The organism is Candidatus Thiodictyon syntrophicum (genome assembly GCF_002813775.1).
Taxonomy (GTDB): domain Bacteria; phylum Pseudomonadota; class Gammaproteobacteria; order Chromatiales; family Chromatiaceae; genus Thiodictyon; species Thiodictyon syntrophicum.
This window is the reverse complement of the sequence record NZ_CP020372.1, coordinates 69,506-83,195: the sequence shown is the minus strand read 5'-3', so window position 1 is coordinate 83,195 and position 13,690 is coordinate 69,506. Positions and strand designations below refer to the sequence as shown.

At 59.5% G+C, this 13,690-nt stretch carries 16 protein-coding genes; 13 read left to right on the top strand and 3 right to left on the bottom strand.

The annotated features are described in order from the left end of the window. Positions 1 to 45 precede the first annotated feature (45 nt). The 9 genes from THSYN_RS34605 (at position 46) to THSYN_RS34585 (ending at position 6,511) form a co-directional block, all read left to right on the top strand. Complete coding sequence (locus THSYN_RS34605; protein ID WP_157639659.1) at positions 46 to 618, top strand: hypothetical protein; 573 nt, start codon at positions 46 to 48, stop codon at positions 616 to 618. Between the two features lie 245 nt (positions 619 to 863). Next, positions 864 to 1,466 carry a hypothetical protein gene (locus THSYN_RS34600; RefSeq protein WP_157818080.1) on the top strand — a complete coding sequence of 201 codons (603 nt, stop codon included), beginning with the start codon at positions 864 to 866 and terminating at the stop codon, positions 1,464 to 1,466. 170 nt (positions 1,467 to 1,636) lie between these two features. Beyond that, on the top strand, positions 1,637 to 1,903 hold the full coding sequence (locus tag THSYN_RS34595; RefSeq protein ID WP_157818079.1) for a hypothetical protein: 267 nt from the start codon (positions 1,637 to 1,639) through the stop codon (positions 1,901 to 1,903). 328 nt (positions 1,904 to 2,231) lie between these two features. Continuing rightward, on the top strand, positions 2,232 to 2,753 hold the full coding sequence (locus tag THSYN_RS31590) for a DarT ssDNA thymidine ADP-ribosyltransferase family protein (RefSeq protein ID WP_100923045.1): 522 nt from the start codon (positions 2,232 to 2,234) through the stop codon (positions 2,751 to 2,753). Continuing rightward, the gene (locus THSYN_RS31585) at positions 2,746 to 3,438 is read left to right on the top strand and encodes a DarT1-associated NADAR antitoxin family protein (protein WP_100923044.1); all 693 of its coding nucleotides are present in this window, start codon (positions 2,746 to 2,748) and stop codon (positions 3,436 to 3,438) included. Before THSYN_RS31590 ends, THSYN_RS31585 begins: the two co-directional genes overlap by 8 nt. A 412-nt stretch (positions 3,439 to 3,850) precedes the next feature. Further along, positions 3,851 to 5,062, top strand: coding sequence for an IS110 family RNA-guided transposase (locus THSYN_RS31580; protein ID WP_236849056.1), 1,212 nt, complete (start codon positions 3,851 to 3,853; stop codon positions 5,060 to 5,062). A gap of 247 nt (positions 5,063 to 5,309) precedes the next feature. Beyond that, entirely contained in the window at positions 5,310 to 5,528 is a 219-nt protein-coding gene (locus THSYN_RS31575; RefSeq protein WP_100923043.1) for a DUF433 domain-containing protein, read from the top strand. Continuing rightward, positions 5,512 to 5,850 (top strand): DUF5615 family PIN-like protein, encoded by a 339-nt coding sequence (locus tag THSYN_RS37085; RefSeq protein ID WP_100923042.1) that lies wholly within the window; start codon positions 5,512 to 5,514, stop codon positions 5,848 to 5,850. Before THSYN_RS31575 ends, THSYN_RS37085 begins: the two co-directional genes overlap by 17 nt. 148 nt (positions 5,851 to 5,998) lie before the next feature. Next, positions 5,999 to 6,511: a PEP-CTERM sorting domain-containing protein gene (locus tag THSYN_RS34585; protein WP_157818077.1), complete on the top strand. Its 513-nt coding sequence runs from the start codon at positions 5,999 to 6,001 to the stop codon at positions 6,509 to 6,511. Positions 6,512 to 6,704: 193 nt separating this feature from the next. On the opposite strand, the gene THSYN_RS31565 is transcribed toward THSYN_RS34585, so the two are convergent. Beyond that, positions 6,705 to 7,154: a group II intron maturase-specific domain-containing protein gene (locus tag THSYN_RS31565; RefSeq protein WP_100923041.1), complete on the bottom strand. Its 450-nt coding sequence runs from the start codon at positions 7,152 to 7,154 to the stop codon at positions 6,705 to 6,707. Between the two features lie 654 nt (positions 7,155 to 7,808). Between THSYN_RS31565 and THSYN_RS31560 the strand changes: the two genes are divergently transcribed. The 3 genes from THSYN_RS31560 (at position 7,809) to THSYN_RS31550 (ending at position 9,519) form a co-directional block, all read left to right on the top strand. Continuing rightward, entirely contained in the window at positions 7,809 to 8,045 is a 237-nt protein-coding gene (locus THSYN_RS31560; RefSeq protein ID WP_100923040.1) for a hypothetical protein, read from the top strand. Between the two features lie 7 nt (positions 8,046 to 8,052). Next, on the top strand, positions 8,053 to 8,289 hold the full coding sequence (locus THSYN_RS31555) for a hypothetical protein (RefSeq protein WP_100923039.1): 237 nt from the start codon (positions 8,053 to 8,055) through the stop codon (positions 8,287 to 8,289). A gap of 699 nt (positions 8,290 to 8,988) precedes the next feature. Next, positions 8,989 to 9,519, top strand: coding sequence for a hypothetical protein (locus tag THSYN_RS31550; RefSeq protein WP_157818076.1), 531 nt, complete (start codon positions 8,989 to 8,991; stop codon positions 9,517 to 9,519). A 793-nt stretch (positions 9,520 to 10,312) separates the two neighbouring features. Here THSYN_RS31550 and THSYN_RS31540 read toward each other — a convergent pair. After that, positions 10,313 to 11,041 (bottom strand): ABC transporter ATP-binding protein, encoded by a 729-nt coding sequence (locus THSYN_RS31540; protein WP_100923036.1) that lies wholly within the window; start codon positions 11,039 to 11,041, stop codon positions 10,313 to 10,315. Beyond that, the gene (locus THSYN_RS31535; RefSeq protein WP_100923035.1) at positions 11,041 to 13,089 is read right to left on the bottom strand and encodes a vWA domain-containing protein; all 2,049 of its coding nucleotides are present in this window, start codon (positions 13,087 to 13,089) and stop codon (positions 11,041 to 11,043) included. The genes THSYN_RS31540 and THSYN_RS31535 overlap by 1 nt, the downstream gene beginning before the upstream one ends. Positions 13,090 to 13,215: 126 nt before the next feature. Between THSYN_RS31535 and THSYN_RS31530 the strand changes: the two genes are divergently transcribed. After that, a complete protein-coding gene (locus THSYN_RS31530) occupies positions 13,216 to 13,689 on the top strand; it encodes an HdeD family acid-resistance protein (RefSeq protein ID WP_100923034.1) in 474 nt (157 codons plus the stop codon). The last annotated feature ends 1 nt before the right edge of the window (position 13,690 follow it).

Genomic DNA, 13,690 nt, shown 5'->3' with positions numbered 1-13,690 from the left:
GCCTCCACATCTTTGATTATTGGCGCAGTACATCGAGGAACCAGGATGCTTACGCAAGTAAGGTTAGTGCGCAGCGCATTTCTCGTTTTGTCTATCGCGCCTGCACTAGCAATGGCACAGCCGCCGAGCGGGAAGATTGCGGAAAAAATTGTTCGCGTTGTAAACGCCTATGGAAGTTCAATTTCTTGTGCAGACGTTAATGTTGGTCCAGAGAACATAGCAACCTTAGTGCCGCTGGATAGAGGGAGGTCGGCTAGAAAGGCTACGTACGCCGTCCTATGGGACTTGAAGTATTGCCTTGACGGAGTTCCAGGCGGGTCAGGCACCCCTACGGGAAGTCAAGAAATTGCCATTGTCACTGTCGGCGATGGAAACAGGTTTATGATTGATACAGATAAATCATATCCAGCGGTCACGTTCGACAACGGCATACACTCCAGAGCGAATGTCGGGAAGCTTGTGCAGAATACGGAAACGTCCATAGTAGTCGAGGGATTCGAGTATGGAAAAGAAGATGCTATGTGCTGTCCGTCAGTTCCCGTTAGGGTCACCTTGCGAGCCGATGACAAGGGAAATTGGGCTCCTTCTGAAAAAACGGTTTTAACATCCAGGAAGTAGCCTCAAAATCGAAAAAGAAGTCAGGGCCGTAGTTTGGGGTGAGTAACGAACCCCAACATTCCCAAGCTCAGACCTCGTTGCGGATTGAATGCAAGAAAGAGCCTAACCTTTGTCTCAAAAGCGAGCGCGCGCCACAGACGTCGTGCTAGTTGGCTAGCTCATCCGGGGCGCGCGCCGCTTTAGACTTGACGTTAGGCGTCTCTGCGATAATTCAGAACCAAATCGTCAAGACTAGGAGCGAGGCAATGAGTGAAAAACAATATCTCCAAGACTATTTGTCATATATTGCCAACAATCCCGACATTAAACCGCTCAAGCATTTTGTCGCACTTGGCGCGATGGCGGAATCTCCTCCTGCTCTTTTCAACACGCTACCAATTGGCGATGTGTTTGTTTATCCTCGATTCGTGGTCTTTCTGACCCTTGACCAAAGTCCAGCAGGGGCAGGTCTAATTTTTGACAAGATAGTCAAGGAACTCGAGCCCCTATTCAAGCTTCGCGAATGGGCGACCAGCCCAGAAACCATAATTTTGGATGCAGCGAAATGGCTTTCAAAAAAATATCAAAAGGAAGATACGCTAGCGAAGGCGTTGGCGAATCCAAATTCCATTCTTGTCCCGGTCGACAGCATCAACAGCGTAGATGCGGGAAAATATCTTTCGCAAGGGAATTATATACGAATTCGCACCATAGACCGAGTGATCGTCATTTGCCAAAGCATGAATCACGAAAACGCCTTTTCTGCTATGGCGAGTTGGCTAACCGGCAACTGGCAAGCCGACACTATAGCAATGTTGCGTGGAAACTCGGGGTCGGCACCAGCTTCCGGTGCACCAAAGAACGCCTAACCTTCACCTAAAAGGCGAGCGCGCGCCACAGGCGTCGTGCCAATTCGCAAGCTCATCAGGGGCGCGCGCCGCTTTAGGCTGCACGTTAGGCTTTAGCATCGGACTTCGACACACGCTTTGGTATATCCGGTGAAAATTCGCTACGGACCGTCATAGGCAGGCACATTACGATGAGCGATCTAGTCGAGCTGATGATTGGATTCGGAGTAGCACTAAGTCTCTTTGGCGCAGCTTTTTTTTGGATAACAATTTCGAACGCAAGGAAGGATCGTCGTAACTTTCCCAGTTTCTACAGATGGCGGGATGGATTAGCGCCGCCCCCAGAAAGTTACTGGGGATACCACAAGTACCTAAATTGGCACTTCAATGCTTTAGCAAAGCCACGGGCAGGTAAGATTGAGGAAGCTGCAATGCAGAAATGGATTGATTTGGATTGATTTTCTTAAGGCCGAATTTGAAAGCGAAAGATTGAGAACTAACGTGGCACTGATTCAACTCTTTGAGGAAATTGCCGACGGCTATAGCTACGAACTAAAGCACGCAGCCCGGGATCGTTGGGTGGCATTAGAAGAGAGCAAGTATGACCGTAGCACTTAGCAGCAGCGGATGGGTTCCGGTGGAAAAAGCAGGCCAGGCTCAATTATGAAGCCCAGCAACAGCCTAACTTGCGGCTAAACCGCGAGCGCGCGCCACAGGCGTCTTGCTAACTGGCAAGCTCATAATGGGCGCGCGCCGCGTTAGCCTTCACGTTAGCCTCGGAAACCCATGCAACAGATCGTCAACAAATTCAACATTGAGGGCATTTGGCATTTCACAGACCGAGCCAATATAGACCTCATAAAGCAACACGGTGGCTTGCTTTCACATGCAGAGTTGCTCCGTCGCAACGTCGTCATACCTGCTCCAGGCGGAAACGACTGGAGCCATGATGCGGACCACTGCAAAGGTCTTGACGAATACGTGCATCTTGCGTTTGTAGACGATCACCCAATGCTGTATGCGGCGAAACAGGATGGTCGTATCCAAAACCCAATCTGGTTGAAGATCAAGATCGCCGTTTTGCAGATTCCCGGCGTTCTGTATTCTGCGGATGTGTCAAACAAGTCGGGTATACCCGCATTGAACGCCGAAGAAGCCGCGACGCAGATCGACTTTGAAGTCCTGTTTACCTGGCTCGACTGGCGAGATTCCTTGATCCAACAGAGGTTACGTGCGGCAAGAAAATCGGAGATTCTTGTGCCAGACTTCGTTCCTATTGACTATATAATGGGCTGGAAAAATGGCTAAGCGGCCGGTGTTTCTTCCTGTAGGCCAAAAAGACCATCTTGTCGATGAAATACTATGTGAGTTTCAATGGAACCCTGGGTTTTCGGCCAGTCAAAAGAAAAAAAACGTTGTGGCCCTTCATGAATCGGCACGGCGTAAAGGTCTGTCTCCCATTCTTGAGGTTTCCACAAAATCGGAAGATAAGTTGGGCCAACGTCTTAGCGCCTTCAGCCTTAGGATCGACACGCCGGAGGGTGAGATCAGCATTGAGTCTGCCTATCAGGGAAGTAAAATGTTTCAAGCTGGCGGGCCTTACATTGACTTGTATGGAAAAGACAGCCGAAGTGCAAAGCAGGATGAACGACTGAGAGCATCAGGTCAGCTCTTGGGATTTCGCTTCTTCGGGCAGGACTGGCCGCTTATTCCCAAGACGGCATTCTATGATTGGCTCTATCTTACCGCGTTGCAACCGCACCAAGTGTTTTTGGCGCGACTATTTCAGTACAAGGGTTTCACTGATATAGAATTCAACCCTGAGAAGTCGATAAATTGCCAGGCCCGGACCTGCGCGATCCTTGTATCATTGTTAAAGCTAAACTTGCTCGACGAAGCGCTTTCTTCCCAAGAGCACTTTATTAATGTCGTCATGCGGGATTCCCTAAGACAACCGCATTCGGTGGAGCTCAGGCAGGCATCTTTGCTGTGAGGAAGCGGCTAACATACGCCTCAAAAGCGAGCGCGCGCCACAGGCGTCGTGCTAACTCGCAAGGCTATTAGGGGCGCGCGCCGCTTTAGGCTTCACGTTACTCCGACTGGAGCACTGTATTCATAATGTGTTGTTGCGGGTCGGCGCCGTTCGTCGGCGCCCCGCCCCGAGTTTGCCCGGCGTGCTACACCATACACGACGGGCTGACGACGCCGCCGGGCTACGAATATTTGGCTGCTAGCGTGTGACGCTTGTAACGTTTCGTTCGAGTCCGGAGGTGTGTGTCGTTTCGCTAACGAACTCTCAGAGGTCGTCGCCGACGGCTATCTATATGGCATTCGCAGAAACGACTCGCATTGTAGCGTCTGCTCCCGTCGCTATCGGAATTGAAACCTTTCGGTTGGAGGGTGACATGACACGCGAAATGGCGGATTACGCGGCGCTGGTCGGAATCGACTGGGCAGACCGCAAGCACGATCTTTGCCTGCAGGCGGCGGGAAGCGAGAAGCGCGAGCGCCTGGTGCTGGAGCATCGCCCGGAGGCCATTGACGAGTGGGCCTGTGCCCTGCGGGTGCGTTTCAGCGGGCAGCCAGTGGCGATTTGCCTGGAGCAGCACAAGGGGCCGTTGATGGCGGCCCTCTCCAAGTATGACCATCTGGTACTCTATCCGATCAACCCGCTGCTGGTCGCCACCCGTCGGCGGGGATTGAAACCGAGCGGCGCCAAGAGCGATATCGCCGATGCCGAGATCATTCTCGATCTGCTGACCGACAACAGCGCGAAGCTGCGTCCGTGGCATCCGGACAACGCCCGCACACGCCAGCTCCAGGCGCTGGTCGAAGCGCGCCGGACCTTGGTCGAAAGCCGCGTGCGCACCACGAACGCGCTCACCGCCAACCTGAAGCTGTACTTTCCGCAAGCCCTTGACTGTTTTGACGATATCGCATCGGGGCTGGCCTGCGATTTCCTGACGCAATGGCCCTCGCTGGGGCAGGCGCAACGCGCTCGTGAAGCCACGCTGACGACCTTTTTCCATCAGCATGGGGTCCGCGGCGAGGACCTGATTGCGGGGCGCATCGCGGCGCTGCGCGCGGCTATGGCGCTCACCACCGACAGCGGGATCCTGATCCCGGCGCTGTTGCGCACCAAGACCCTGGTGGCCGTGCTGCGTGCCCAGCTCGACGGCATCAGCGACTACGACGCGGCGATCACCAAGGCGTTCGCGGCGCATCCCGACGCGGCCGTTTTCGCGAGCTTCCCCGGCGCCGGACCCACCTTCGCACCGCGGCTGCTCGCGGCCTTCGGCAGCGACCGCGAGCGCTTCGCCTCGGCCCGTGCCATCCAAGAATACGCGGGGGTTGCGCCGGTCACCGAAGCTAGCGGACAATCGCACTGGGTGCATTGGCGCTTCGCCTGTCCGCGGTTCGTTAGGCAGAGCATCGTCGAGTGGGCCGGCATGTCCATCCGCTACTCGTTTTGGGCGCGCACCTACTACCAGGAGTTACGCGAGCGTGGCAAGGCCCACACAATGCGGCGGTGCGCGCGCTGGCGTTCAAGTGGCTGCGTATCCTCTTTCGCTGTTGGCAGAACCGCAAGCCCTACGATGAGGCAAAGTATCTCTTGAGCTTGCAGCAGCGGCAATCGCCGCTCCTGCAAGCCGCGGCGAAACCCCTCGGCCAACCCGCCTGAGGGCCGTCGCTGACCGCCCGCGACGCGCTCGTGGGTTGTGGATAACCTGTGGGCGACCTGTTGGCGCCCGGTGGGTCCTTTCGTCGGATTTTCTTGACAGATGGACTCAGGGCGTTACGTTAGGCCTCGCAATCCGCAGCTTTCGGTACACTGCCGCTTCAGTCATTCATCGAGGCGCCTCCATGAACGCACATCTCATCACCGTCGACCCCGAGATTCACAGCGGAACTCCTGTGTTCTTCGGTACCCGCGTACCTATCAGGACCCTGTTTGACCACTTGGAGGCCGGCGATGCGCTTGAGGTCTTTCTCGACGACTTCCCATCGGTAAGTCGCGATCTAGCCGTTGCCGTACTGGAAGAAGCTCGAACAGGACTGGTAGCAGATGCGCATCCTGCTTGACGAAGATTTGCCTCGTAGCCTTGGCAAGCTACTTACAGGTCACGAGCCCGAAACAGTCCCCAGGTGCGGATGGTCAGGCGTAAAGAACGGGAAGCTACTCGCGCTTGCTGCCACGAGGTTCGATGTCTTCTTGACAATGGACCAAAATATCGAGTTTCAGCAGAATCTCGCTACGCTGCCAATTGCGATTCTCGTAGTAGAAGCCGTGAGTAACCGTATCGAGCACCTTCACCCGCTGGTTCCAGAGATTCTCAGAGAACTGAATCACATACCACCGAAGAGTTTGCGGCGGGTCAAGCGGCGTCCGCCGGGCGATGCCTAACAAGCCGCTCCAGCCGACCCCGCGCGGCTGGCGTCGTTGTAAGTTTCAAACGTAGTGCCGCGCGCGGGTCGGCTGAGCTTGGTCGTTAGGCACATCTATACTGTGCGGATAGACTTTACTGTGGATGTCGTCGGAAGCGACGGCAAGTGTGATCACTTCCCCCGCATTGAGCAATAATGAGAATCGTTGGAGTTATGCAGGAATCGGGTTTCAAGCGAATCTCAACACGTTGCTGACATCCTTCACTTATTTTAACCAAGGCTTTTCCGATACTGTTTATCTTTATGATGAAAATGGAGTAGTCCTGCATTCGATCAGCATCCCGACTGGTGCAACTGCCTATGTTGCGTCAATCGATTGGTCACTCACTGCGGGAACACAATATTACCTGCTAAAGAGCGAGGAAAGCAATGCCTTATATTCCGATTTTAACAGCATATTGCCATCAAATCCCGACATATCGTTGACGGATACCGGGATATTTTCTGGTAATCCGCCTCCACCCAGTAATTTCGGGTATTCTGGAAACGAGTATTGGGTAGCATTTGGAGACATTACCACTGTAACCACCGCCCAGGTTCCGGAGACTGCCACTGTCGCCCTAATCAGTCTTGGACTTGTTGGCATGGGATTCGGCAAACGCCTCAACAGAGGGCAATAGGGGACAGACCAAGGGCAATAGGGGACAGCCCACGGTTTCCCCCTGAAAGCCCTGAGCCGGCAGCAAAGAAGACAAAGAATTGCCTCCGGCGTAGGGACTCCGGTTGCCCGGAGCCCCCGCCACAGACCCGGACGTGCAGTTTTCCCGCATCCGGTTCCTCGGTCGTACTCGCTCATCAAGCGAGCGCGAGGTTTTACGCAAACACCAGTTCGTATTGCAAGCAGCGCGACTCGGTGATGCGGGGTTTGGCGATACCAAGCTTTTCGATGGCGCGACCGAAGGCCGCCCAGGTGAAACTCTTACGCTTGCCCCCGCGCCGGTTCAGCCACTTGAACGCAGAGACGACGGCCGCATTGTAGAAGCGCCACAGGTCCGCCGAGTTGCCCCGTAGACCATAGTAATTGTAATGCCCTACCAGCCGCCGATTGAGTCCTTTGATAAACTCCATGCCCGGCAGGTGCCGGTGGCTCTTGATCCATTCCTTCACGCGCCGAATCGCCCCTTGCAGTCGCTTGCGGGCCGTGCGACGCTTCACCCGTGGAATGCCTTCGCGGTCGAGAAACCAGAACAGCTCGAAACCCAGCGCATAGTGCAGCGCGAGTTGCCTGTACGGGCTGCGTACTTCCGTCGGGTCCTTCGCCATGTGGCTGGCTTTCCCAACCTCCGACTACTATGCCCGATAAGACACCCCAAGGGCATGCGGCCGTCTCCGGCCTGCCCGGACGCTCCATGCTCCACGCCTCCACCCGTGCCCACGCTGTTTCAGGGCTCATCGCCTTCTCGTGTCCCAACACTGACGGTTTCATCGTTTCACCTCGTCCGGGAGCCCCCGGGGCTTCCCGGTTCTCCAGCGTCTCTGTTCCTTCATGCCAGGACTTAAGGACTCCGGCGGATCTCCCAACCCTTGCCATTGCGGGTGGTTCGTGTTGCCTTCCAGGAAGTTAAGACTGTCGGCTTCCGCATCTTGGCCTGTCGAAGCTGCCCCGATCTGAACCAGGTCACTTCAGGGAGCGCGACCTCCCCTGCGGCCTACAGGATTCTCTGTGTACGCTTGCCCCGTCTGTTGTTCGCAGGTTACCCTACTCCGCAACGGGACCAACACGCGATACGGGCGGGCGGCTAACCCTTACCCGACCGGGACTTTCACCCGGCAAGAGACGCCGAGCTTTGCTCGGCGCTATAACCTGCGCCTTAAGAGCGAGCGCGCGCCACGGGCGTCGTGATAACTTGCAAGGTCATCAGAGGCGCGCGCTGCTTTAGCCCGGACGTTGGGCAAGAAACAGATCGCATCCTTATCATGGATTTTGAGATCGTCGGAAGCATTTCCAGCATTGAGCCTGTAGCTGTCGGCCCGGGCATACGCGATTTGCCGCGGTTGCAAAAGCAATACGGCAAAGGAAGCTGGAAAAAGTTGAAAGGATTCGCAAACGTTCGGCTTATTGACGGTACAGTTCATATTGCCGAATTGCACTGGTATGAAGCGCATGGCATCGGCAAGAAAGAATTCAAGATAAAGTTCCCGCTACTTGACTGACTGAATCATGGCCACAAACGAAAAAAAGCAATTGCCTTTCGCTGTTTGTATCAGCAATGAAGACTACCCGGCATCTCTAGAAGTCGGCAAGTTGTATCAAATTATACCCGACGAGACCGCGGAATCACACGGTTACATTCGCGTAATTGATGAAAGCGGAGAAGACTATGGCTACAGTAGAGATCGCTTTTTCCCCATCCAGATCCCCGCTGCTTTGCAGGACGCTTTACTGAAAGCGGCCTAAGAAACGGAAAAGTGAAAAGGGGCGAGGCTTGATTTATTTTCACGCAAACCAAGAAGCCTCCGGCGTAGGGACTCCGGTCGCCCGGAGGCCCCGCCACAGACCCGAACGTGCAGTTTTCCTGCATCCGGTTCCCCGGTCGTACTCGCTCATCAAGCGAGCGCGAGCTTTCATGCAAACACCAGTTCGTATTGCAAGCAGCGCGACTCGGTGATACGGGGTTTGGCGATACCAGGCTTTTCGATGGTGCGACCGAAGGCCGCCCATGTGAAGCTCTTACGCTTACCCCCGCGCCTTCAGGGAGCGCGACCTCCCCTGCGGCCTACAGGATTCTCTGTGTACGCTTGCCCCGTCTGTTGTTCGCAGGTTACCCTACCTCCGCAACGGGACCAACACTCGATACGGGCGGGCGGCTAACCTTTACCCGACCGGGACATTCACCCGGCAAGAGACGCCGAGCTTTGCTCGGGGCTATAACCTTCGGCCAAAGAGCGGGCACGCGCCACCGGCGTTGTGTCGTTTTGCGGGTTCTCAGGTGGCGCGCGCCGCCTTGGCCCAAACGTCAGCATACGGAAGCACCCGATGATATTTCGGATAAGCGCAGCCATTTTCGGTTTTGTTTTAATCACTGTTTTATTGGCTGGCTGCACGCCGTCGCAAGTCCTCTCGGAAAGTGACAGGCAGGCAATCCGGCGAGTTCGCGTGAGCCCCGAACTGAAGTTCTCCGAGACTTTCACCGTTTATCATGCTCTTCCTAGCGGCATTTCATTGATCGCGAAGACCGACGGAGCTATTGGCGGAGGTTTACACGGCGAAAAGCGCGGCCAGGCTGAAATAGAAGCAGCAATGCGAGAAAGAAGCATTGATGTAGGCGCGATATTTTACCAGGAGTTCCAGGCGCAATTGGAAGCTTCCGGGGCTTTTGAAGTCGCAAATAGAGGGGAAGAATATGACGCCACTATCGCTTTGGAGATCGATGCTTATGGCCTCATGATCGGACTCACATTCGCTCCTCCGCTATATCCCATCCTCAGCGTCAAGGCGACGATGACCTCTCGCGATGGGCGCGTCATATGGCGACAAAGCGCGGGGGTTCGCCCAAATACGGGAAAGAACAAGACCGGTTACCGCATTGACGAATATATCGCCGATCCGGAACGCCTTCGGGAAGTTTTCCAGAATGCCCTCAGGCTTGCGGCACAATCATTGGTAGAGAAGCTCCCGGCGAAATGAGGATAAGGGCATGGGGTCCGGTCTCGCGGGGGGGATGGGGTCAGGTCTCGCATTGTAGCACTCCGAGGAATGAGAAATGGCCTCCGAGGCAGGGACTGCGGTTGCCATGAGCCCCCGGGAGTTCCGGGGACAGTCTATTTAACTCAACCTCGCGCCAACGTAGATTAGCCTGGCGCGGGCAGTTGTTCACGCCAAGGCGCCAAGCTCGCCAAGATCGCCAGAAATCAGAGCGGCAACTCCCCCTACTCTACCCGCGGGGAGCGATTCGTCGTCTTTATCGTCGCGCGGGTGCCCACGCTTCTTGAGTTCGCGCCGCTGGGCAGTCGCTGCTTCGCTCTGGTCGTAGGAGCATTGATTGCCAATGGGCCGATTCCGGTTCAACGCCATCCGCAGTTCGTTAGACACAGGATGGTAAGCGATGTCACAAGCGCTGACACCTGCTGGACTCCTCACGGTCAGTGATCAGTTCGTCCAGGTGCGAATGATGCCGGGTGTTTTGGTCGGACTCAGCATTGCCCGCCTGCTGACCGGGCTGGCGCGCTTCGTACAGCATCCATCCCGGGAACAGGTCTACGGGCCGCACTTGGCCCCGGCCCTATTCATGCTCCTGACGGTGATTCACTATTGGTGGGCGGAGTTCAATCTCGCCCAGATCCATACCTGGTCTTCGCGCACTAGCTGCTGCTCATCGTCTACTTCATGCGGATTGCGGTTCTCTCAGTGGGAGGAGAATAGGGGGGACAGATTGCCTTTATTCGGCTAACGCCGGGATCATGATCAAGGCCGCGCCGCCTCAGCCCCAGAAGAGCGAGCGCGTGACATCCCCATCCCGTTCGATGCGGTGGTCTAGGACGCGCACGTCAGGGGTCGCCGCGGGCTGCCAGTCGTGGCTCGCGATGACCGCACAGGCCCCGGATTGACGCACCAGGTCCAGGAACAGCGCGGTGATCCGGGCGGCGTTCAAGGGGTCGACGGAGGCCGTCGGCTCGTCCGCCAACACCACGCCGGGGCGGTGGGCCAGGGCCCGGGCGATGGCGACCCGCTGGCGCTCCCCCACCGAGAGTTGGCCCGGGTGCTTGTCGAGTTGGGCGCTGATGTCGAGCCGCTCCGCCAGCCGCTCGACCCCGCCGTGCGGGTCCCGTCCCAGGAGCCGGCAGGAAAGGGCGATGTTCTCCCGGGCGGTCAGGAAGGACAGGAGCCCGCCGGTCTGCAGCACATAGCCGATGTGGGTCCCGCGCAGTTGCCCCAAGCCGTCCAGGTCCTCGCGCTGCCACAGGCGCCACAGGTCGGACGCCCCGCGATGCTCGGGGCGGAAGCTGAAGCACTGGGCCTCATCCGGGCGCAGGGCCAGGGCCAGCAGGTCCAGGAGCGTGCTCTTGCCGCAGCCGCTCGCCCCGCGCAGCACCACCAGCTCCCCCGGGGCGATGCGCAACTCCGGCACCCGCAACTCGAAGGCGGTCCCGCCCCCCACGCGGCGCTTCACCAGGTCCCGGCACAGATAGACGGGCGCTGAGGCCGCCATCAGGGCAGCGCGTCCAGGGGGACCGTGGTGACCGATTCCCCGGGCGGGGCGCGCGGGTTCAGGCTGATCCAGCGGTCGGTGTCGTCGTGGATCTTGCGGTACAGGGCGATCTTCTCCTCGATCACGTCCAGCACCTCCTGCTGCTCGGCATAGGAGCGCGCGACCCAGCGCTCCTGGGTGAGGTTCATGACCTGGCTGGTATAGGGCAGGCCGTCCAGCCAGGCCCCCACCAGGCCCAGGTCCCCCAGGCGCTTGACCTGCAGCGGACCGACCTGGTCCGGGTCGCGCGCCAGGGCCGCCGCCGCCCCCCGTAACTGGTCGAAGAAGTCCTTGGTGCTCAACTGGGTGCGCTCACCGGCGGCGAAGATCGCCTGCAGGGTCTCCTGCAGGTTGCTCAACTGATTCTTGCTGATCATCACCCGGACCTCCAGCGTCTTCTGGGAGGGGTCCAGGAGGTCCCGATCAGCGACCCAGGCCTCGATCAGCCGCGGCGCCCGGCTGCCGGTCTCCCGGCCCAGATAGGCGAGCTGCATGGCGCGGCCCACGAGCGCGGTCTTGCGGGCCACCGGATCGGCCTTGGGACCCTCCGGCACCTCGATCGGGCGGTCGGCGGCGGCGCTCTCCAACTGGCGCAGCAGGGCGTCGCCCAGGGTGTCCACCTGGATGCCGAAGGCGTCCACGGCGCCGCCCGCCACGGGGAAGTAGAGGTCGCCCGCGTCCCCCCAACGGCTCAGCTCGCGATACTGCCGGGCCGCCTTGTCGTGGTTTTGCAGGCCCGCCCGGGTGAGCAGGTGCAGCACGGCGATGGCGACCTTGCCGCCGCCGGACTGGTCCTTCTCCTGGGCCAGGAGGCGCAGGCGCGCGGCGGAGAGCCCGGTGCGTCCCAATGGGTTCTTGGCATCCAGGGCGCCGGCATCCGTGATCAGGACGATGTAGCGGGCGTCGAAACCGGTCCAGTCGATCCGCTCCAGGGCGTCCTGGACGCCGGCGAAGGCGTCCTCGTCGAAGCCCTTGCTGGAGACCTTGGCCTCCTCCACGCCCGCCACCTTGGCCTGGAAGGTCGCCGGGTCGCGCCCGTCCTCCAGGGTCGCCACGACCCGGCTGACATAGTCGAGCCCGGGGGCCGCTTCCACATTGCTGCGAAAGGCGACCAGACCGAAGCTCAGGCGTGCACCCAGGGGGGAGCCCCGGAGCCGGTCATAGATGCGGCGCACCGCAGCGCGCGTGCGTTCAATGTATGGCCCCATGGAGATGCTGGTGTCGATCACGAAGACCACGCCGGCCCGGTAACCGACGGGGCGGTTCGCCGCCGGCCCCGGGGTCGGCCGGGCCGCGTCCTGCGGCCCCGGCTTGGGCGCAGACCCGGCCTCACCCACGCCCGGTGCCGGCAGCCCCGGCTCCCCCGCCTGGAGGGTGACGGCGGCCACCTTCAGCAGCATGGTCTCGTGGCCGCTCGCCAGATAGACCGACTCGAAGGAGAGGATGGGCAGCAGATAGAACTGCCGGTTGGGGTCGATGTAGGTATCCGGCTCCTTGGCGATGACCGGGAAGTCCGCGGGCAGCGGGTCGGACGTGAGCGCGGCGCGCAGGCGCGCGACGCCCGGCCCCAGGTCCGCGGCCTCCAGCAGACCGGCGAGCCGGTCGTGATCGCGAAAGAACAGGGCCGGATCACGCCTGGAGGTCCGGGTAAAGGCGAGCGTGAGCGTCTGGTGCCAATCGATCGCCTGCCCGGCCTCGATCCACCCCTGGGCGGGGCCCGCCGCGGCGGCGCCGACCTCCACCCAGTCCTGGCCCTGGGCGCCCTGCCGCCCGAAGACGTAGAGGACCGACAGGGGCGGCAACGGCGGCCCCGGCAGGACGGCGCCGCCCGGGGCGGCGCGCAGGCGCGCCGCCGGCCGCGTCAGCACCCGCTGGTAGAGCCCTGGTTTGTCGGGGACGGACAGGGCAGCGCGCGGCGGCGGTGCCGGCGCGGCCGTGACCATCGCCAGCCCGAGCAAGAGGGCGGGCGCCAGCAGTGCCGACAGGACCCGGGGCAGGAAAGACCTCATGGCATCATCGCTCGGTTTGATACGGCAGAATATGGCTATCCGCTGCCACGGGAACAAGGGCCGCGAACCAGCGCGGGGCATTGATCCGCCGCGGCGGCGCCACCATTTCAATGCGCCGAACGATGGTTGGGGGCCGGCACCAAGCCGCCGCCCCGTTCGCTTACCCTGATCACGGTCCTGTTCTTCGGCTGGCTGCTGATCCTCGGCGGCGGCTTCCAGTTGATCGACGCCTTCTACTGCAAGGGCTGGAAGGGCACGCTGGCGCATGTGGCGACGGCGCTGCTCTATCTGCTGGCAGGCTATCTGATCATCCAGGACCCGCGGCTCGCCTCCACCACCTTCACGCTGATCATCGCGGCGGTCCTGATCGCCGTCGGGCTGCTGCGCGGCCTGACCGCCTTCCAACACCGGGGCTCGCCGGGGTGGATTTGGGCCCTGCTGGGCGGTCTTATCTCGATCCTGCTGGGCGCTGTCATCATCGCCCACTGGCCGGTGTCCGGACTCTGGGTCATCGGCCTCTTCGTGGCGATCGAGCTGCTTATGAACGGCTGGGCCTCGATCTTCATCGCGCTGGCGGCGCGGCGCGCGGCGCAGGCCTGAA